Below are 21996 nucleotides of genomic sequence, written 5' to 3'. Positions count from 1 at the left end.
TTTTCTCCTACAATTCTATATCTTTATCATTTAAATTAATTTGATCATCTTCTAAAGTAAACTTAACATTTTCATTGATTCAATCTTTACGTTTTTCAACATCATCACCCATTAATGTTTTAAACATTTTTTCAGCTAATAAACCATCTTCAATAGTTACTTGAATAATTTTTCTTTTATCTGGATTCATTGTTGTTTGTCACAATTGATCAGCATTCATTTCTCCAAGTCCTTTATAACGTTGAATTTCATATTTTTTATTAGAGTTTTTACTAAATTCTTTTAACTCATCTTCATCTCATAAATAGATAAAACTTTTATCAGTAAAAGTTAATTTATATAAAGGAGGTAAAGCGATATATACTTTCTTTTCAATAATTAAATCTTTCATATGTCTGAAAAAGAAAGTTAATAATAATGTTTGAATGTGAGCTCCATCAGTATCAGCATCAGTCATGATAATTATTTTTCCATAATTTGAATCTTTAATATCAAAATCTTTTCCAACTCCAGCTCCAATTGCATTAATAATTGTTTGAATTTCTTCATTTTTTAATAAATCTACAAGTTTAGCTTTTTCAGAGTTGATAATTTTACCTCTTAAAGGAAGAATGGCTTGAAACATTCTATCACGACCTGATTTAGCACTACCACCAGCTGAATCTCCTTCGACTAAAAATAACTCATTATTTTCTTTTTTTCTTCCTTGAGCTGGAGTTAGTTTACCTAACATCATTCTAGTAACATTTTTCTTACCTTTAACGTTTTTAATTGCCTGACGTGCTTTTCTAGCTTCTTCTCTAGCTTTTTGATTAATTAAAGCGTTTTCAATAATTTTTTGAGCAGCAATTTTATTTTCAATTAATCAATAACTCATAAATTCATAAACAGCATTTTCAACTGCAGGTTTAGCATCAGGTGTTCCTAATTTTGATTTAGTTTGACCTTCATATTCAATTAATTCTTCAGGAATTTTAACTGTTACAACAGCAACCAATCCTTCTCTTAGATCATTTGAATCTAATTTAGATTTATCTTTTAATAATTTTTGACTTCTAGCATAATCATTAATTGCTCTAACTAATCCTGTTTTAAACCCTGTAATATGACTTCCTCCATCAGGAGTTTTAACGTTATTTGCAAATCCTAAAATAATTTCATTATCTTCATCAGTGTATTGTAAACAAATTTCACTAATAATTTTTCTAGAATCTGCAGTTATATTAATAATATCAGTTACAACTTTTCTATCATCAACTAGTTCTTTAACAAATTCTTCTAATCCATTTTCGAATTTATATTCAACTGATTTATGATTAATTTCATCAGTTAAAGTAATTTTTAATCCTGAGTTTAATAATGCTGATTCTTTAACTCTTTGACTAATTGTTGCAAAACTAAAATTAGTAGTACTAAAAATAGTATCATCAGGTAAAAAATTAATTGTTGTTCCAGTTTTATAAGTTGATCCAATTTCAGTTAAAGCTTTTGATACTTTACCACCGTTTTTAAATTCGATTTCATGAATTTTTTTATCTCGATAAATTGTAGCTTTAAATCTTTTAGATAAAGCATTAGTTACACTTGATCCAACTCCGTGTAATCCACCACTTGTTTTGTATGCGCCTGTATCAAATTTACCTCCAGCATGAAGTACTGAAAAAATTACTTCAGGAGTTGATTTACCAGTTTTATGCATTCCTGTTGGAATACCTCTTCCGTTATCTTTAACAGTAATTGATCCATCTTTTTCAATTGTAATATTAATTTCATCACAAAATCCAGCTAAAGCTTCATCAATTGAGTTATCAACTATTTCTCAAACTAAATGATGCAATCCTCTGCTATCAGTTGATCCGATATACATTCCTGGACGTTTTCTAACTGCTTCTAATCCTTCTAAAACTTGAATAGCTGATTCATCATAATTTGTAGTTTTTGCCATAAAAAACTCCATTCTATAAGTATTTACATAATCTAATTATAGTTTAATATATCGTTAGTAAATTATATAAAACACTTAACTTTAAAAAATATTGCTAGTTTTTGTAAAAATTAGTATCTAAAACTATCAATATTAAATTTAAAATAAATATTTATTAATTTTTAGTCTTGAATTCAAAATTATAAAAAAATAGAATTAATTTGTATTGTTAAAAAAGTAGGTATAAAAATGAAAAAATTATTATGAGTTTTAGGTTCAATTGCAACACTTGCATCAACAAGTACAGCTGTAGTTGCATGTAATATTAATTTACAAAAAAATGATTTATCAGGAATAATAGCTAAAAAAGAGCTTGGTGAAATTAAAGTTAAAGATATAATTGAAGAAAAAATAAAAGAGAAAATACAAGAATTAAATCCTAAAATAAAAGAACACTTGCCATCATTATCAATAGAATTAAGTGATTATAAAGCAGTAGTGAAAAAAGATAATGAAGAAGTTGAAATTAAATTTATAAGAATAGATAATGAATCAACTAAATTTAATTTAACAGGTAGAAGCAGTGACGGAAGTCTATCTTATGTTAAAATTCCTGGTACTGATGGGTGACAAATTAATAAATTTGAAAAAGAGGTAGATAGCGTTCCTGAAGAATTACCATGATTTATAACAAGTTTAAATCGTGCTTTTTCAGAAAATCAAAGCAAAACTATCAAAGGTTTAGATAAATGAGATACTTCAAATGTAACTAGTATGGATTTTATGTTTGAACATGCTTCTAACTTCAATCAATCACTTGATAATTTTAATACTTCTAAAGTTACAAGTATGATTAATATGTTTTATGGTTGTATAGAATTTGATCAATCACTTGATAATTTTAATACTTCAAATGTAACTGATATGAGTGGGATGTTTGCTGGTTGTGTTTGTTTTGATCAATCACTTGATAATTTTATTACTTCTAAAGTAACTAGCATGAATGGTATGTTTTGAGATGCTCAAACTTTTAATCAATCATTAAATAAATTTGATACTAAGAATGTAACTGATATGAGTAATATGTTTGCTAATGCTGAAAAATTCAACCAAGCTCTAGGAGGTAAATTTCATACTTCAAATGTAACTGATATGAGTGGTATGTTTAATGGAGCAAAAGCATTTGATCAATCACTTGATAATTTTATTACTTCTAAAGTGACTAATATGAGTAATATGTTTGCTAATACTGAAAACTTTAATGAATCACTTGATAATTTTAATACTTCAAATGTAACTGATATGAGTGGTATGTTTGCTGGTGCTAAAAAGTTTAATAAATCATTAAATAAATTTGATACTAAAAATGTAACTAATATGAGTAATATGTTTGCTAATACTGAAAGATTCAATCAATCACTTGATAAATTTAATACTTCTAAAGTGACTAATATGAGTTATATGTTTGCTGGTGCTAAAAAGATTAATAAATCATTAAATAAATTTGATACTAAAAATGTAACTAATATGAGTAATATGTTTGCTGATGCTGAAAACTTCAATCAATCACTTGATAATTTTATTACTTCTAAAGTGACTAATATGAGTAGGATGTTTAATGGAGCAAAATCATTCAATCAAAATATATCTAATTGAAATGTTGATAATGTTACTGAATTTGATGATTTTGTTTCAAATGATTTAGATAGAAATCTTTTACAATGAACAACAAATAAAAGACCTAAATTTAAAGAAGAAGACTAATATATATTTCTACATACTATAAAATAAGTTAAATATTTATATAAACAAGATTGTTTTAATATGACAATCTTTTTTTATTATTAAAAATTTATATATTTAAATTTGTATTTTTAAAATTTGCTCTTGATTCTAAAAAAAAAAAAAAATAGAATCAAAATATATGCAAAAAAGTGGGGATATGTATGAAAAAGAAATTATTATGAATTATAACTCCAGTTTTATTATTGGCTTTAATCGGTAGTGGAATTGGAGTTGCTATTGTTAAAAAACCGAACTCAAATACTCAGAATAAAATTCAAAAAATTGATTTGTCAGAAATAATAATTAATAAGGATATAAGAGAAATTAAAGAAAAAGATCTAACTCAAGAAAATATAATAAATAAAATCAAAGAAATGAATCCTGAAATTAGAGATAAAGATCTATCAAAACTATTAGTGGAAAAATTTGAATATACTGCAATGATTAAAACAACTCAACAAGATCCGATATTTACAGGAGAAGTTGAAGTTAGATTTATACCTGTTGATGATAATGGAAGTAATAATCATAGAACTGCTGCATATAATGAAGATGAATCAATCTGTGAAAAAATTGGATATAGTAAAAATTTTCAAGGAATTTGGGAAATAGAAAAATTCAAACAAACAACTAGAAGCGTTCCAGAAGAATTACCTTGATTTATTGAAAGATTAAGTTTAGCTTTTACGGGAAATATAAATGAAATAATAGAAAATTTAGAATATTGAGATACTTCAAATGTAACTGATATGTCTACTATGTTTCTTCTTTCTTCTAACTTCAACCAAGACATATCTAACTGAAACACTTCAAATGTAACTAATATGAGAGGTATGTTTGTTTCTGCCATTAATTTCAACCAACCTATTGGTAAGTGAAACACTTCGAATGTAACTGATATGAGTGGAATGTTCGGAGATGCTCGCAAATTTAATCAACCATTAAACAACTGAGATACTTCAAATGTAACTGATATGAATGATATGTTTACTTCTTCTAGAGAATTTAATCAAGATATATCTAATTGAAATGTTGATAATGTTACTGAATTTAAAGGTTTCAACGACAATAGTGCATTAGAACAAAAACATATCCCAAAAAAGTTTAGAAAGAAAAAACAATAAAACATTAAAAGGCACATGTATCTATGTGCCTTTTTCTATTATTTTAAACTCTCTAATTTAGTTTTTATTGATTCAAATTGTTCTTTATATGATTTGTATTTTTCTTGTTCAGCTTGAATTTTTTCAGGTTTTGCTTTTGAAGTGAAATTAGGATTATTTAACATATTTTCACTTCTATTAATTTCTTTTTGTAATTGATCTAATTTATTTTCTAATTGAGCAATTAGTTCTTGTTTATCAATAAATAGATCATTTGATATTTCTAAGAAGTATTCATCAATTGATAAACTAGTTTTATTATCTGAATTTAAATCTTTAATTATTTTAGTATTTACAAATGTTTGTAATAAGTTATTAATTTGATCATTATATTTATTAAACAATTGATCGTGAGTATTGTTAGTATTAGTTATTTTTGCTTCTAAAACTAATGTTTTGTTAATTTTATTTGTATTTCTAAATTCACGTAATGCTGTAATCATTTTAATTACATCATTAATATAACTAGTATCAAAACTTAAGTTTAAATTAGTTCATTGTTCTAACATAATAGAATCTTTTAATTCCATAGTTTGATAAATTTCTTCAGTTACAAAAGGAATGTAAGGATGAAGCATAATTAATATTTCTTTTAATACATAAAATAATGTTTGTTGAGTATTAGGTTTAGTTTGATTATTATTTAGATTAATTTTTGCAAATTCAATATATCAAGAACAATATTTATCTCATACAAATTCAAATAAACTAGATCCAGCTAAACCAAATTCATATTTATTCATTTTTTCAAATACATAATTTTGAACTTTAGCTAATTCAGTTAGAATTCATTTATCAGTAACATCTAAATTTTCTTGTTTATAGAAGTTAGGATCAAATTTAAAATCATCATCTAAATTCATAAACACATATCTAGAAGCATTTCATAATTTATTAATAAAATTTCAACAAGCTGATACTTTAGAGTTAGAATATCTAATATCTTGACCAGGAGTTGAATTAGTTAATAAGAATAATCTTAATGCATCAGCACCATTTTCTTGAATTACATCCATAGGATCGATTCCATTTCCTAAAGATTTACTCATTTTTCTTCCTTGTTCATCTCTTACTAAACCGTGAATTAAAACATCATTAAATGGTATTTGTTTAGTATATTCTAAAGTTTGAAAAATCATACGAGCAACTCAGAAAAAGATAATATCATAACCTGTGACTAACACACTTGTTGGGAAATATACTTTGAAATGTTTACTATCAAATCCTTGACCGTTCATTAAAGTTGAAAATGCTCATAAACCAGATGAAAATCAAGTATCTAATACATCTTCATCTCTAGTTCAGTTTTCAATATCGACTGGAGGTGTTTTTGATACATGTAACTCATTTGTGTGTTTATTATATCAACAAGGAATTTGATGACCTCATCATAATTGTCTTGAAATACATCAATCATGAGCATTTTCCATTCATCTTATTAAAACATCATTAAAACGTTCTGGAAAGAAATTGATTTTATTATTTGATGCTTGTAAATCTAAAATCATTTTGTTGAATTTTTCCATTCTAACAAATCATTGATCTGAAAGATAAGGTTCAACTACAGCATTAGATCTTTCACTAAATCCAACTTGATGAGTGATATCTTCTATTTTTACTAATAAATCATTTTGTTTTAGATTTTCAATAATTTTTGCTCTAGCTTCAAATCTATCTAATCCAGAATATAACTCTCCAGCTACATCATTAACAGATCCATCAACATTTAAACAAACAACCATATCTAAGTTGTGTTTTTTACCTAAAACAAAATCATTAGCATCATGAGCTGGTGTACATTTCATAACTCCAGTTCCAAATTCTACATCAACATACTCATCAGCAATAACTGGAATAATTTGATTATTAACAGGATTAATTACATTTTTACCAATATATTGAATATATCTTTGATCATTTGGATTAACAACAACACATTGATCAGCAAACATTGTTTCAGGACGAGTTGTAGCAACAGTTAAATACTCATTAGAATTTTCTAACATATATTTAAAGTGATACATTTTACCTTCAACTTGTTTATAAATAACTTCGATATTAGAAATTGCAGTTTTTTGCATTGGATCTCAGTTAACTATTTGTTTATCTTTATAAATAATATTATCGTTATAAAATTTTACAAAAATCTCATTAACAACATCATTAACATCACTATCTAAAGTAAATTTTTCAATTGAATAATCTAAACTTAATCCTAATTTAGCTCATTGACTTCTAATAATTGAAGCGTATTCTTCTTTTCATTTTCAAGCTTCTTTTAAAAAGTTTTCTCTTCCTAATTTATATTTATCTATATTTTGTTGTCTTAATTTTTCTTCTACTTTAACTTGTGTACTGATTCCAGAATGATCCATACCAGGTAAAAATAAAGTATCATAACCAGTTGTTTTTTTAAACCTAATAATTGCATCTTGTAAACTAGTATCTCAAGCATGACCAATATGAAGTTTACCTGTAACATTTGGTGGAGGTAGAATAATTGAAAACTTAGGTTTTTGCGAATCAACATTAGCTTTAAAAAGATCTTTTTTAACTCAATTTTCATATTTGTTTTGTTCTACTAAATGATGATTATATTTTGAATCTAACTGCTTTTTCATACAAATTTCCTTTCAATCAATATAAATATTTTACATTATAAAACACTGTAACTATAGTTATATTTAATAAATAATTTACATGATATGTTAAAGATATATTCTAAGACTTTTATTTGCAATTGGCAAGTTTAAGTTATTACAATAATATTATTTTGTAAATATCAATCTGATATTTACTATCTGGGGTTTAGTTCTTTTCCAGCACTGCTGACCTTGAGGATGCTAAATAACAAAAAGAACAAATTATAAGCTTAGAAATAGGCTTATTTTTTATTTTCTAAATAATGTCATATATCTGGTAAATTTATTTACAGAATAAAAAATAATTGATAATATAATAAATGTAAGACACAGAACAACCTCAGCAAGCTTAAGCGTATATATCATTTATGATATGAAGTACGCGGGATCCTGTGCAGGAGAGATTAATCTCTCTTTTTTTGTGGAGTGATCGATAATGAAACGTTATATTCATTTTTTTATTGATGAAAGCGGAAATCCGACAAGTGATTTTTTTGTAGTTGGTGGTTTTTATTTAGAAAGTGATAATGCTCAAGAAATCGAAAAAATAAAGCATAAAATTGCTTCAAATATAAATAAAACAGAAAAATCAATTAAACAACATAGATTTTTACATGAAAAAGATCTTATGAATTATTATGCTAATAAAACTTCATCATCACGTAATGATAAAGAAGTTAAATGAAGTAATATGAGTTTTGACAATAAAAAATATTTAATTGATAAACTAAAAAATCATAATCAACATAATTTTGTAATGGTTTCTAATCTTAAAAAATGAGAAACAGATTTTATAAATATTAATGCAATTTATAATATGATGGTATTCTTTTCAATAGAAAGAATTTTGCAAAACCTTGTAAAGAGTAAAAAACTTTCAGCTAAAGATCGAATAACAATTAAACTTTATATAGATCAAAGAAAAGATTTACCTAAAGTAAGAGATAAAAATTCAAATAAAATGTTCAAACTTAAAGGTTTAGAAGATTATTTAGATACTACTTTTTATGCTCAAACTAAGTTTAAAACTCTAGATATTACAGTTAATCAATTGAATTCTATTTCTAGTTCTGTGATAAGATATTGCGATTATTTTGTAGGTTGTGTTTCGTCAACTTTTAATTTATTAAATGGTTCAACAAAAGAATGATTTATAAATTCTGATTATTTATTAGATAAATTTGTTAGAAAAATTGATTCTACATGCTTTAGTACAATTAAAAATCAGCAAAAAAGTATGAAAAAAGGTTTTGAAATATTTAAAAAGAAAAAATAATAAATAATCAAATATTGGCAACGTCATTTCTTAACAGCGTTGCTTTTTTATTAACTTTAAAATAATAAATATTGGTTTTAATCTTATAATTTGCTAGATTTATATTGTCTATTTTATAAGTGATAACATATAATTTTTAAAGAGGATAATATGAAAATAATAATTTTAAATAACGATGAACAAATTGCAAATAAAGCTAGCGAAATAATAGCAAATCAAATAAAACAAAAACCTAATAGCATACTAGGTTTAGCAACTGGATCTAGTCCTGTTAAAACTTATCAAAAATTAATTGATATGTATAAAAATAAAGAAATTTCATTTAAAGATATAACAGTGTTTAATTTAGATGAATATAAAAATATAAATCCAAATAACGATCAGTCTTATACTTATTTTATGAAACAACAACTATTTAATCATATAGATATTAATTTAGATAATTGTTTTATACCTAATTTTGAATTTAACAATGATCCAGAAAAATATGACGAATTAATTAAAAGTAAGGGTCAAATTGATCTACAACTATTAGGATTAGGAGTTAATGGTCATATCGCATTTAATGAACCTTATACTAGTTTTGATTCATTAACTCATATTGTTGATTTAACTCAATCAACTATACAAGCAAATTCTAGATTTTTTGATGATATTAATTTAGTACCTAAGCAAGCTATCACAATGGGATTAGAAAGTATTATGAATGCTAAAAAAATTGTTTTAATAGCAACTGGATCTAATAAAGCTGAAGCTATTAAAAACTTAATAGAAGGTAGTATATCAGAAAAATGACCTTGTTCAATATTACAAAATCATAAAGATGTAACAATTATAATTGACAAAGATGCATGTATTAAATTAGAAAATTATTATGAGAGTTAATTTAAATTAACTCTTTTTTTATTAATACTTAAAAATTAAGAAAAATGAAAATAAAAAAGGCCAGGGTGACGTACACTTACCTGGCGTTTGGTTGCCGGAGTGACGAACACTTTCCCGACACGATCCTTATTTATATAATATCATGATTTTTAGCTTCTAAAAATATGAATTTCTAGATTTCTCAAATATTAACTCTTTCTCAAAAAGACACGGTAGAGTCAATCCATTCGAAATAAAAAAGGCCAGGGTGACGTACACTTACCTGGCGTTTGGTTGCCGGAGTGACGTACACTTTCCCGACATGATCCTTAATTAAATGTTATCATAATAATTATTTAATTACAATTTAATAAAATCTTTAATATTTATTCCCATTTCATTTAATATTTCATCAAATGTTATTATTTGAAATTTTTCTTTAAATCTATCAAAAAGATCTAATAGCTCTTTCTTTAACGATGAAAAATTCTTTGAAGTTAAAGTAATTTTTAAGAACATAAATATTATTATTAATCTTAATTCACCACAAATTTTATATTTTATAACGTTTGATATATCATTTACTGCCATCCTTTTAAAAGCGATGTTGTAAATTCTTTCTTCATGAGCACAGATGTTTCTAGCTATATGCAATATTTTTATCCCTGATTTAAAACTTACGGTTTTTAATTTAATAGAATTAGTTTTTATATCATACTCTTTTAAATATCTTTTTAAATAAAAGAGAGCTATATAGTTTTTGTCACTATCTTTAAGGATTTTAAACATAAAAGACATATTACCAAATGACATTATATTAACAACTACTCATAATGGAACATGACCATATTGTTGAATATAGTGTTTTAAGTATGATGTTTTTTCACTTTTTGAAGTAATAATATTATTAACAGTAGAAATAAAATTTAATACATCAACATAATCATCTCTATAATTTTCAGGATATAAATATGAATCTACTCTATTTTCTGTATTATATTTTTGACTAAAATGATAAGACATTATTGTTTTAAAATCTCTTTCAAAAAGTAGTATGTATTTTAAAATAATACTTCTTAATTCTCTATCAAAAAGAAATAAAGAATAAATCTCATCAAAAGTTGTTCCATTTTTAAAAAACTCTTTGTTATTTTTATTATCATCTAAAAATAAATCTTTATATCCATTTATTATGTTGTAATAATTTTCTTGTTTTAATATTTCTATTACTTTTTGTTCATCTTCTATTACTAATCCTCTAGATTTTAGTATTTCTATTTGTTGTTCAAAAGTTTTAAATTCTTTAGTTAAACGCATCTTTTTTTCCTTTCTAGATAATTGCAATAATACAATTTTTTAATAAAAATTAAAACAATCTGAACTCTATATAGTATTAGAAAAAAACTCAAAAAATTATAGGTTTTTCATTCTAGTAATTTACTTTTTCTTGCATTGTTTTTAAATATCTATTAAAAATAAAAAAAGATTTCTATGAAATCTTTTAAGTATTATTATTAAACAGCAACAGGTGCTTTAATTGCATCGTGACAATCATAATCAATTATTTCAATATCTTCAAATTTACAGTCTAAACTATTTTTAACATGATCAGCAATTTTTAATTTAGGTAGTTTTTTACACTCTCTTGATAATTGTAATTTAACTTGATCAATATGATTTGAATAAATATGAGCATCACCAATTGTATGCACAAAATATCTAGGTATTAAATTACATTCTTTTGCAACTAAAGCTAATAATAATGAATAACTGGCAATATTAAATGGAACACCTAAAAATAAATCTCCACTTCTTTGATATAGTTGTAAATCTAAATACCCATCTTTTGAAACATAAAATTGATATAGTGAATGACAAGGTGGTAATAACATATCATCAACTTGACAAGGATTTCAAGCGCTAACAATATGACGTCTTGAATAAGGATTTGTTTTAATCTCATGAATAACTTTTTTTAATTGATCAACACCATTAAAATCACGTCATTGCTTTCCATAAACTGGTCCTAAATTACCTCATTGTTTTGCAAACTCATCATCTTGTTTAATTTTTTCAACAAATTCTTGTAATGTTTCACCATTGTAAACATCACTTTTTTTAAAAGCTTCATAAGGTCATTCGTTTCAAATATTAACTTTATTATCTACTAAATATTTAATGTTAGTATCTCCTGACATAAATCATAACATTTCATGAAAAATACCTTTATAAAACACTTTTTTAGTTGTAACTAGTGGAAAACCTTCTCTTAAATCATATCTAGCTTGTACACCAAATTTTGAAATAGTTCCTGTTTTAGTTCTATCATCTCTAACTTCACCATTTTTTAAAACATCTTCTAATAAATCTAAATACTGTCGCATGATATCTCCTATTTTCTATGTTTTTTTAATAAATTATATGCACTATTAATTTTTTTCATCATTTCTTGAGCTTGATTATTATTAAGATTATTATCTGGATGATATTTAATAGCTAATTGTTTATACTTAGTTTTAATTTCATTTCAAGTTACATTGTTTTGTAAACCTAGAAATTCTAATGCTTTTAGTTCATCACTAAAACTAGTTTCAAATAAATAATCATCATTTAAAAAATCATCAAAATTCTTTTTATAGTTTATTTTAGATTGCTGGTGTATATCTTTTAATTTAAAAACTTTATAGATATATTGCAATTTCGATTTAGTAATACTTAAAAACTTTTCACTAATTAAATCTAAAATACTAGTTAAATTATTATTTAAAATATTTAATTTAATCTCATTATTATTTAAATAATTAATTTGTAAATAAACATCAATTAAATTAGAAATGATATTTAATAATTGATTAGATACAACTTGTTTAAATTGAAAATATAATTCAGATAGGTGATTTGAAATTTCTAAATTATATTCAGTAATATTAACTAAATTATTTTTAGCATCATACAATTTGTTAATATTATTTCAAAAAATATGATTAATTGTATTTGATATAAAATTTAAAGTTAACTTTAAATTTTCAAATAATTTGTCATCTAATTTATCATTATTTATTTTTATAAAATCTATAGTGTTATAAAAATTTAATCTAAAAATATCAGTTAAATATTCATTATAGTTATATTGATCTAATTTAAGAATTAAATTATTTTTTTTAATATCATTGATAATTTCATCTAATTCAGCTTGATTATTAAATTTAAACAAATTAAAAGCTAATGATTCTTGATATTTATTATAATTAGTAATTTTTATTAAGTTAATATTTTTCATATATACACCTACGCAAAATATTTTATTATAGATATTTATAATAATTGTAATTTATCATTAATAATTAAAAACTTGAAATTCTATTCAATAAATAAAAAATAAATCACAAATTTTATGTAATAATACTAGTTAATTAAACAAATATAATTTAACAAACTAAAGCAGTTTAATAATAAAGTATAATAAAATTAGTAATCAATTTGTAGCAGGTGTGTTAAATGATTTCATTAATTAAAAGTTTAAAAAGTTATGCAGATTTAAAAAATGGATCTGGTTTGTGTTTATTTTCTAGTTATTTATTAGATCAAGCAATTAATAAAAAACATTATCCTTCAATGAAACAAACTAGTGTTGAGTGTCACGTGAGTGAATCATCAGTAACTTTATTTTCTAAAAAACTAGGTTTTACAGGTTATAGAGAATTAATAAGTAAATTAAAATTTGAAATTACTTATTTTTCAGTTGATGAAATTGATAAAGAAATAAAACAAGGACCAAAAGAAAAATTAGAAGAAACTGTATTTTCAAGTTATAATAATAAACTTCAAGAGCATATTGTAAAATTAAAAACTCAATTAAGTAAAATATCAAAATTAGTAGATAAGTTTTATAAAGCTAAAAATATTCATTTATTTTCAGGTTATGTTTTACAAAAAGAATTAAATTGATTAAGTAATTTTTTTGTAATAAATGAAGCAAGAGTTATTGAACAAACTAATATCTTTTCAGATTCATTTAAACTGTATGAATTAAAAGAAAATGATCTAATTATTTTATTAATAGGCGATGAAAAAGAAATACCGTTTTTCCAAGCTATATTAGAAACTGTTCCTGATGAATTTAAAGCTAATTTATTTATATTTTCAATGTCAGAAATATTAAGTAGTAATTTAGCAAATTTATATAATTTAAATTCAGATTCATTTATTAATTATGGGTGAAAATATCATCAGTTATTTGAACATAGTCAATCAATATTTTTAAAATATTTACTAGATCAATTAGCTTATTTAGTTAAATGAAAAAATAAACAAGATGAATTTGAAGAAATTCAACAATTAAAAAATACTAAATAACTAATTGATAATGGGGAAAGTTATGAAAAATCAAAACAAATCAAACAATGTTTATAAGTTTATTAAATTTTTAAATGTTGTTTTTTATGTGTTTTTAATAACTACTTTTCCAATTGTTTTTATAATTTATTTCCGACCATTTTATTATTGGCAAATTAAAAGTTTAAATATTGAACAAACTTCACATTATAGTTATTCAACAATTAAAACAGCTTATGATTCAATTATGAATTATTTAAGCTTATTTGGTTCTTATAGTGTTGGATCATTAAAAAGTTCAGTTGAAGGTCAAACTCATTTTTATGATGTTAAGATTTTATTTATTATATGTACTAGTTTATTTTTAATCTCTTTAATAGGAGTTATTAGTATAAGTATTTTTAAACTTAAACATAAAAATAATTTTAAAACTAAATTTAATCAGAGTTTTTATGCTTCGGTTTTTATAGTTTTATTTGCTATTGTAATTTCAATATTTGCTTTGATTGATTTTGATAAAGATTTTGAAATATTTCATAAAATATTTTTCATGCAAAAAGATAATTGAATTTTTAATCCTGATAGTGATCAAATAATAAATATTTTACCTGAAGAATTTTTTAGAAATTGTACGATATTTATTTTGTCAACAACAATTATTATTTGTTGTTCAACTATAATTTATAATTTAGTAAAAATAAAAAGATTGTTACATTAACAATCTTTTTTGTTGATTTTATTATCAAATTCATTAATTCTATCAACTATTTTTTTTGCATAATCTAAGTGGTCTTGATTTGTAGAATCAATTACCATAATTGGAAGAACATCTTTATAAAATTGATATCAAGTTTCATAGTTTCTACATAAACTTTTTCAAAATTTGTCATTAGTTTTTGCTTCTTCATTTCTATGTCTTTTATTTATTCTTTGTATAGCAGTATCTTCATCTACTTTTAAATAAATAACTAAATCATATTTAAATTCTTTTAATTCTTTGTCATAAAAATTGGGTACTACACAACTTAAAAAATAGTCTTTAAAAACATTATAATCAACATCATTTAATCTACCATAATTATGATCTGTTTCAGCAAATACCATTGAATCTAGTAATGATCTATCATAAATTATATTCTTTTGATCTATATACTTTTTAAATGTTTTCATTCTATCAGTTAACATTCATAAATCTAATTTATAGTTAATAGTTTGAATATCATAACTATTTTCATCATATGCTTGTTTGAAATAAGGTGATTCAAAATTTTCATCAATAAATATGTATGAATCATCTAAAAGTGATTTTAAATCTTTTAATAAAGTGCTTTTTCCTGCACCTGTTGTTCCAAATATAGCTACTCTCATAAAACCTCTATAATAATAAAATTTTAACAAAAACTTTTAATAAAGTTAACCTAATAAAATCTAACAATTTACCTATTTTATTAATATTTAAGTTATTTTTTTAAAATATGGTTAAAAAATATATAAATTTTACTAATACATTATTGAAAGATAGGAGAGTAAAATGAAAAAGTTTTTAAAAATAATGTGTTTAGCTAGTTTATCTATTTTAAGTGCTGGATCTATTTTTGGAATAGTTTATCACCAACATAATTCTAATATAGTAAAAAGAGAAGATAAATTGGTTAATGATAAAGATTATCATAAAGATGAAGCCGAAAATGACAGTCATGATAATAGCGATTCTAATGATGAAATTGATAAAGATGATGAAAAAGATGATGAAAAATTAATGATAGATGACAAACCTGAAAGTCAAAATATAATTTACGATACTAAAATTGATGAAAAAGAAAAACAAAAAGCAATAGCTAGAAAAGAATTTGAAGACATTTTAAATAATTCTAATAAATCAGATAAAGATATCATAGAAAGTTTAGTTAATGATACAAAACAAGAATTAACAATATCTTATAAAAGAGCTACTTATAATAAAGATAAAACAATTTGTAAAGCCATTGGTTTTTTCAAAAATGATAAAGGTGAAATTCAAATAGAACAAATGCCAGTAACCGTAAAAGAAGTTCCTGCTGAATTACCTTGGCAAATAAATTCTTTACAAGAGGCCTTTTCATATAACCGTAATGTTAAAATTAAGAATCTAGAAAAATGAAATCTTCAATATGTTAGAAATTTAAAAGAAATATTCTATAGTGCCTACGATTTCAACCAAGACATATCTAATTGAGACACATCGAATGTAACTGATATGAGTGGTATGTTTTGACGAGCTGATAGTTTTAATCATCCAATAGGTAGATGAAATGTCAGTAATGTAGTTGATATGAATGGGATGTTTTATGATAATAAGAATTTCAACCAACCACTAAATAGTTGAAATGTTTCTAATGTAACGAATATGAGTGAGATGTTTTCAAATGCTGAAAAGTTCAATCAAGAATTGAGCAATTGAGATGTAAGTAAGGTTACTAATATGGAGGGTATGTTCAGTTATACAGATAGTTTTAACAAAGATATATCTGCTTGATGTCTGTCTAATCTTAATTCTACAGCAAACATGTTTAATTCTGCTAAAGCTTTTAATAACGATGGCGTTCCTTTAATTACTAGAAAAGTAAGAAAACCTAATGGACAAGTGGTTACAACTTGAGATGTCTCATATGTAAAAAATATGGAAAAAATGTTTTATGGTGCAAGTGCTTTTTGTCAAAATATATCTAATTGAGATGTGTGAAATGCATCAACTGTTGAGTTTGTTAATTCAAAATCAGGAAATTGATTTAATCCAAATTGAACAAATAATTTACCCAAAAAAATAAGAGATAGATATTATGGTCGTGAAGATAGAATAGTGTATTAAAAAGGTGGGATCTCCACCTTTTGCTGTATTATAAATTTGTTTCATTTATAAATTCTCAAATTAATTCTGACGCTTTTTTAATAAAATCTTTAAACTGAAGAGAATTAGGTTTTTTTTCAAATAAGACATCGCTAATAACTTTTACTGAAATAATATCTTTTTCATACAATCTTGCTGTGTGAAAAAAACCTGTACATTCCATATCAATAACATCAATATTTTCATCTATTTTATTTATAAATAAATCAACGTGCTGTTCATTAGATATGAAAATATCAGATGAAGCAATATTAACTTGACTAACAATTCTATTATTTTGTTTTACATGTTCAAATAGTTGATTTTCTTGTTGAAAAAATTCTTCCATTCTTGGAACTTGACCGTATTTATATCCAAATGCAGTTGCATCAGCACAAGAATAAAATGCTTTTTTTACAATAACAAAATCTTGTTGTTTTAAAGATTTATTTAATGAACCACAAGTTCCTATATTTAAAATTTGATCTACATTATATTTTGATAAAACATAAGATAATCCAACACTTGCATTAACTAATCCTATTCCTGTAATTGCAAATAATATGTCATTTGATTCATATAATTTAATAATTTCATTATTTTCTATTAATTTAGCTGAAGAATTTAAAATAGATTGTTCTAATTCCTCATACATTGCACTTATTATTAATTTTTTACTCATTAATTTCACCTAAATAATGTTTAACTGTTTCTATTAATTTTAAACCTATACTATTAATTCCATGTTTTTTGATAGCGACTTTATATTGATTTTCTAATAAAGTTTTAAAACCTTTTTCTAAATCTTCGAAACATAATTTACGAAGTTGTTCTACACCTTCATAATCTCTTTCAATACTTATTTTATCTGCACAAAATACAATCATATCTAACATAGACATATTTTTACTTCCAACAGTGTGATTAAAAACTGCATTTAAAATTTCATCATCTTTAATTAATCAATCATACTTTAAATGTAAAAATCCTGTATAAGAATGTCAAACTGGAAAAGGTTCACTTAACAACTCAGGTAGATATTTACTTAAATACTGTTTTTGTTTTTCTTTATCTCATCTTTTTGTTATATCATGCAGTGTTCCAGCAACTAATGCTTTTTGTGCATCTACATTTCATTTTTTAGCTAATTCATATGACATTTGACCAACATTTTTACAATGAATATATCTTTTTTGATCCATATGATTTTCTAATCTTTCATGCATATATAACAAGCTAAGATTAGTATAATCATTTATTTCTGGTATTTGTTTATCTAGATTTTTTAAGTTTCTAATATCAGTTGAAGATAAGTTATTGTTTTCAAAATCAAACATTTCTAAATTGTATTTTAAAGCAATTTCTTTATTATAATCTTCACTTCTTTTAAAAACTTTAAATTTAATTAATTTAATTAAATCATCGAAATTATTTCATTCTTCAAATCGATCTAATTGATCTGAACCCATAATAAAACAAAATTCATATTCGGGATATTTTTTTATCATATATGAAACTGTTTCATATGTTTGAACAGATCTGTTACTTTTTATTTCATAATCATTTATAAAAATAAAATCATATTTATTTTTAATAATCTCTAACATAGCCATGCGATGTTCAACTGAGCTGTTTTGTTTTGATTTAAAAGGATTTAAAAAGGTTGGTATTAATCAAACTTGATCAAATCCTAATTTTTGATAGCATGCTTTTGCTATATTTACATGATCTGTATGTATTGGATCAAAACTACCCCCAAATAATGCGATTTTCTTTTTCATCTATGATCACCTTTAAAAATTAGTTATTTTGTAAGAAAAGGAATTAAAGACAATCCTTTTTTCTTTCTTAGTAACATATAAGGAATAAATACTAAAAATAATACAATAGCTAGTATTACAAAAAATACAATTAAACACTGTTTGTTAGCTTGTTTTTTTGATTCTTTAATTTCTTCAGAAGATAAAATTTCATAACCATAATATGAAGAAATATTTCCTTTTCTTCATCTAATTGAGATTAGTGAAAATACGTGAAATAAAACTGTTGCTATTAAAATTACTCCAACAATAATAATTTCAGTAATAATTTGTTCTTTATTTTGACGTTTAAATATTTCATTAATTCCTATCATTATTCCAAGAGTTAATGATCCGTATAAATAAATAGTTGCACATAATCAATTTATATAAATCGGACCTTTAATTAGATATCTATAATGTTTAATTAAAAAGAATGGTATAGTATCTCTTCCTATTAATAGATTTGTTTTATAAGTTCTAACACCTAATAAAATTTGTCTATAATCAACTAAACCAATAATTAAAATAATTAAACCTATAAAACCAACAACACCCATAAGAATAGGATTAGGAATATATGCTTTATCAATACCTAAAATATCAGTTTTCTCATTAGCTGTAAAATGAACTATTAAAAAAAATGCTGATATAAGAAGTAATAAAATACCTATTAATTGAATACCTAAGATTCTATATTTTTCCATTCTAATTTCTTTTGCGATTTGATCAGGCATTTCAACATTATCTAATTCTTTTTTAGAAAATTTAGGAAGTAATAAAGAGTTTTTGTTTTGTGATGCTGATTGATCAGTTAAATTAGTTTGTTGAGTGTTAGTTGCTTCTCTTAAATTTGCTTCAGTAAAATAATTATCGTTTGAAATATTAAAAGAATCTGTTTTTTTACTTGTAATATCATCCATAAACTAAACCCTTCTCTCTTCTTGTTGTTGAGATTTTTCTTGTTTTATATTTTCTATAATAGAAACTATTTCATCATCTATATAATTTAACTGTTTTTGTAGTTCTGTTTTTCTAAGTTTTGTATCATTTTTTCTTCTTCTAGATCAAATCAATAAAATTATTAAATAACCTATCAAAGTTAAAGAACCTATCAAAATAAAAATAGTTAAAATTGTTATAAAGTTTACATTAATACCAAAAATTTCAATACCTGAAGCATAAAGTATCATGTAAATCACTCCTTATTTCTAAATATAATTTTAACATGTGAAAAAAGCTAATATCTTAATACTGTTGTTAGATTTCTAAAAAAGACTAGTTGAACTAGTCTTTTCTATCGTATGGTTTAGGAGCTTTTGCAATATTTCTTTTGTGCTCACTAATTTTGTGTAAATAATCTATTCTTTCTTTTAGTTTTGGATTTGAATTATTTCCTAATAAATAGCTATCAATCTCATCATAACTAAATCCAATTTCAGCTTCATCAGTTTGATTTTCTCACAACCCTGCTGTAGGTTGTCTTTTGATAATTGATTCTGGAACATTTAATAATTTTGCAGCTTGTTTAACTTCTGATTTTAATAAATGAATAATTGGAACAAGATCAACTCCACCGTCACCAAATTTTGTAAAGTACCCTATGTGTCATTCATCTAAATTATCAGTTCCTAAAACTAAATATTTTTTAGTTTGAGCTATTGTATATAAAGTAGTCATTCTCAATCTCGCTTTAGCATTTGACATAGCTAATAAACTTGGTTCTTGATCTAAGTTTGAAAAACTATTTTTAAATGTATCAAATGATGGTTTTAAATCAACTTCTACGTTTTTTAAATCACATTGTTTAACTAGTTCATTTGCACATTTAAAATCTTCATCACTTGAATAAATTGGCATTCAAACAGTTAGATAATTATCAGGAAAGGCTTTTTTAGCTAGATTAGCTACAACAGCTGAATCAATTCCACCACTAATTCCAACTATAACTCCATCAGCATTAGCTTCTTTTACAGATTCGCGAATAAAATCAACTAAATAATTTAAATAATTCTCTAATTTATTTGACATATTAATCCATTCACTCCAATTCATAATCAAACACTTTAACAAAATCACCTTTTTTGATTCCACGTTCTTCTAACATTTTATAAACACCTGTATTTTTTAATTTTTCGTTAAACATTAATAAGTTATCATCAGTTCAAATAGGGAATTTTTGATATATTTTCAGAATTGTATCACCTGAAATTTCTCATTTTCCATTTCCTCTGTTGATTACTTGAATATCTGGTTTTTCTTCTTCTAATGTATAAATTGCAACATCTTCATCAGATTCTTGATTTTCCATTTCTCATAAAGGAATATCTTTGGCATCTTTTAAAACATCATAAATTTTAAATAAGAATTGATCAATATTTTCTTTTTTTAACCCTGAAATTTGTACAGTGTTTTTGTCTTTAAAATAATTAATAATTCTTTCATCTAACATGTTTATTTGAGCCTCATCTAAATCCATTTTATTTAAAACGATAATTTCAGGACGTTTTTCTAAATTTAAATTATATGCAGTAAGTTCTTCTTTAATTAATTCATAATTTTGAATCACATCTTCAGTTCCATAATTTCCTGACATATCTAAAACGTGACAAATAACTCTACATCTTTCAATGTGTTTTAAGAATTGATGACCTAATCCTTTTCCTAAACTAGCACCTTCAATTAATCCAGGAAGATCAGCAACAACAAATGTATCACCATTTTTAGTTCTAGCAACACCTAATTGAGGATTTAGTGTTGTAAATGGATAATCTGCAACTTCAGGTTTTGAATTTGATATAGCTCTTAATAAAGTTGATTTTCCTGCATTTGGTTTTCCAACAAATCCAACATCAGCTAAAACTTTTAATTCTGCTTTAATTTCAAATTCTTGACCAGGTTCTCCGGCTTCAAAAATAGTTGGAGCTTTATTTCTAGAGTTTGCAAATCTTGCATTTCCTCTTCCACCTTTTCCACCTTTAGCAATCATAACTAGTTTTTGATCTTTATTAATATCTGCTAAAATTTCACCAGTTTTAGAATCAAACAGCACTGTACCAACTGGAACTTTAATGATTTTATCTTCACCTTTAGCTCCATGCATGTTTTTGATATCACCTTTTTTACCATCTTCAGCTTGATATCTTTTTTGTAATTTTAAATCAAGTAATGAGTGTTTACCTGAATCACCTTGGAAATAGACTGAACCACCGTTTCCTCCATCTCCACCATTAGGACCACCATTAGGAACAAAAAGAGCATGATGAAAACTAACCGCACCATCTCCACCTTTTCCAGCTTTAACAACAAAATTGGCAGTATCAATAAATTTCATTTTAAACA

19 protein-coding genes are annotated in these 21996 nt (G+C 24.0%); 7 read left to right on the top strand and 12 right to left on the bottom strand.

The features are described from left to right. Window positions 1-7: 7 nt before the first annotated feature. Window positions 8-1945, bottom strand: coding sequence for a DNA topoisomerase IV subunit B (gene parE / locus MYE_RS01775; RefSeq protein ID WP_042733290.1), 1938 nt, complete (start codon window positions 1943-1945; stop codon window positions 8-10). Window positions 1946-2173: 228 nt separating this feature from the next. On the opposite strand from parE, the gene MYE_RS01770 reads away from it, so the two are divergent. After that, window positions 2174-3688 (top strand): BspA family leucine-rich repeat surface protein, encoded by a 1515-nt coding sequence (locus tag MYE_RS01770; RefSeq protein WP_052491396.1) that lies wholly within the window; start codon window positions 2174-2176, stop codon window positions 3686-3688. Window positions 3689-3870: 182 nt separating this feature from the next. Then, window positions 3871-4833 carry a BspA family leucine-rich repeat surface protein gene (locus tag MYE_RS01765; protein WP_082028301.1) on the top strand — a complete coding sequence of 321 codons (963 nt, stop codon included), beginning with the start codon at window positions 3871-3873 and terminating at the stop codon, window positions 4831-4833. A gap of 38 nt (window positions 4834-4871) precedes the next feature. Here the strand turns inward: MYE_RS01765 and MYE_RS01760 are convergent, their stop codons facing one another. Beyond that, entirely contained in the window at window positions 4872-7493 is a 2622-nt protein-coding gene (locus tag MYE_RS01760; RefSeq protein WP_042733289.1) for a valine--tRNA ligase, read from the bottom strand. Between the two features lie 457 nt (window positions 7494-7950). On the opposite strand from MYE_RS01760, the gene MYE_RS01755 reads away from it, so the two are divergent. Together MYE_RS01755 and nagB are read left to right on the top strand one after the other, a co-directional pair. Then, on the top strand, window positions 7951-8790 hold the full coding sequence (locus tag MYE_RS01755) for a DUF3800 domain-containing protein (protein ID WP_042733288.1): 840 nt from the start codon (window positions 7951-7953) through the stop codon (window positions 8788-8790). 150 nt (window positions 8791-8940) lie between these two features. After that, window positions 8941-9675 carry a glucosamine-6-phosphate deaminase gene (gene nagB / locus MYE_RS01750; RefSeq protein WP_042733287.1) on the top strand — a complete coding sequence of 245 codons (735 nt, stop codon included), beginning with the start codon at window positions 8941-8943 and terminating at the stop codon, window positions 9673-9675. Between the two features lie 339 nt (window positions 9676-10014). Here the strand turns inward: nagB and MYE_RS01745 are convergent, their stop codons facing one another. The 3 genes from MYE_RS01745 to MYE_RS01735 form a co-directional block, all read right to left on the bottom strand. After that, window positions 10015-10971: an Abi family protein gene (locus MYE_RS01745; RefSeq protein ID WP_042733286.1), complete on the bottom strand. Its 957-nt coding sequence runs from the start codon at window positions 10969-10971 to the stop codon at window positions 10015-10017. 197 nt (window positions 10972-11168) lie between these two features. Continuing rightward, window positions 11169-12038, bottom strand: coding sequence for a thymidylate synthase (locus MYE_RS01740; protein WP_042733285.1), 870 nt, complete (start codon window positions 12036-12038; stop codon window positions 11169-11171). 8 nt (window positions 12039-12046) lie between these two features. Continuing rightward, window positions 12047-12934 (bottom strand): J domain-containing protein, encoded by an 888-nt coding sequence (locus MYE_RS01735; protein WP_042733284.1) that lies wholly within the window; start codon window positions 12932-12934, stop codon window positions 12047-12049. A 218-nt stretch (window positions 12935-13152) separates the two neighbouring features. Here MYE_RS01735 and MYE_RS01730 point away from each other — a divergent pair, with 218 nt between their 5' ends. Then, complete coding sequence (locus MYE_RS01730) at window positions 13153-14010, top strand: MurR/RpiR family transcriptional regulator (RefSeq protein WP_042733283.1); 858 nt, start codon at window positions 13153-13155, stop codon at window positions 14008-14010. A 22-nt stretch (window positions 14011-14032) separates the two neighbouring features. Beyond that, window positions 14033-14707: a TIGR01906 family membrane protein gene (locus MYE_RS01725; protein ID WP_042733282.1), complete on the top strand. Its 675-nt coding sequence runs from the start codon at window positions 14033-14035 to the stop codon at window positions 14705-14707. Here MYE_RS01725 and MYE_RS01720 read toward each other — a convergent pair. Continuing rightward, the gene (locus MYE_RS01720; RefSeq protein ID WP_042733281.1) at window positions 14704-15357 is read right to left on the bottom strand and encodes a deoxynucleoside kinase; all 654 of its coding nucleotides are present in this window, start codon (window positions 15355-15357) and stop codon (window positions 14704-14706) included. The genes MYE_RS01725 and MYE_RS01720 overlap by 4 nt on opposite strands. 163 nt (window positions 15358-15520) lie before the next feature. Here MYE_RS01720 and MYE_RS01715 point away from each other — a divergent pair, with 163 nt between their 5' ends. Next, complete coding sequence (locus MYE_RS01715) at window positions 15521-16837, top strand: BspA family leucine-rich repeat surface protein (RefSeq protein WP_052491395.1); 1317 nt, start codon at window positions 15521-15523, stop codon at window positions 16835-16837. Between the two features lie 28 nt (window positions 16838-16865). On the opposite strand, the gene mtnN is transcribed toward MYE_RS01715, so the two are convergent. From mtnN to obgE, 6 genes are all read right to left on the bottom strand, one after another. Continuing rightward, window positions 16866-17537 carry a 5'-methylthioadenosine/S-adenosylhomocysteine nucleosidase gene (mtnN, locus tag MYE_RS01710; protein ID WP_144402413.1) on the bottom strand — a complete coding sequence of 224 codons (672 nt, stop codon included), beginning with the start codon at window positions 17535-17537 and terminating at the stop codon, window positions 16866-16868. Continuing rightward, window positions 17530-18636 carry a nicotinate-nucleotide adenylyltransferase gene (locus MYE_RS01705; protein WP_042733280.1) on the bottom strand — a complete coding sequence of 369 codons (1107 nt, stop codon included), beginning with the start codon at window positions 18634-18636 and terminating at the stop codon, window positions 17530-17532. Before MYE_RS01705 ends, mtnN begins: the two co-directional genes overlap by 8 nt. A 23-nt stretch (window positions 18637-18659) precedes the next feature. Then, complete coding sequence (locus tag MYE_RS01700) at window positions 18660-19577, bottom strand: MSC_0882 family membrane protein (protein ID WP_042733279.1); 918 nt, start codon at window positions 19575-19577, stop codon at window positions 18660-18662. Between the two features lie 3 nt (window positions 19578-19580). Next, window positions 19581-19847: a TIGR04561 family membrane protein gene (locus tag MYE_RS01695; protein ID WP_042733278.1), complete on the bottom strand. Its 267-nt coding sequence runs from the start codon at window positions 19845-19847 to the stop codon at window positions 19581-19583. 94 nt (window positions 19848-19941) lie between these two features. Then, on the bottom strand, window positions 19942-20685 hold the full coding sequence (gene nadE, locus MYE_RS01690) for an NAD(+) synthase (RefSeq protein WP_042733277.1): 744 nt from the start codon (window positions 20683-20685) through the stop codon (window positions 19942-19944). A 1-nt stretch (window position 20686) separates the two neighbouring features. Beyond that, window positions 20687-21988 carry a GTPase ObgE gene (gene obgE / locus MYE_RS01685; RefSeq protein WP_042733276.1) on the bottom strand — a complete coding sequence of 434 codons (1302 nt, stop codon included), beginning with the start codon at window positions 21986-21988 and terminating at the stop codon, window positions 20687-20689. Window positions 21989-21996: the final 8 nt, after the last annotated feature.

Source organism: Mycoplasma yeatsii GM274B (genome assembly GCF_000875755.1).
Lineage (GTDB): Bacteria > Bacillota_I > Bacilli_A > Mycoplasmatales > Mycoplasmataceae > Mycoplasma > Mycoplasma yeatsii.
Note: the sequence above shows the minus strand (reverse complement) of the source record. Positions and strands in the feature narration are given on the sequence as shown.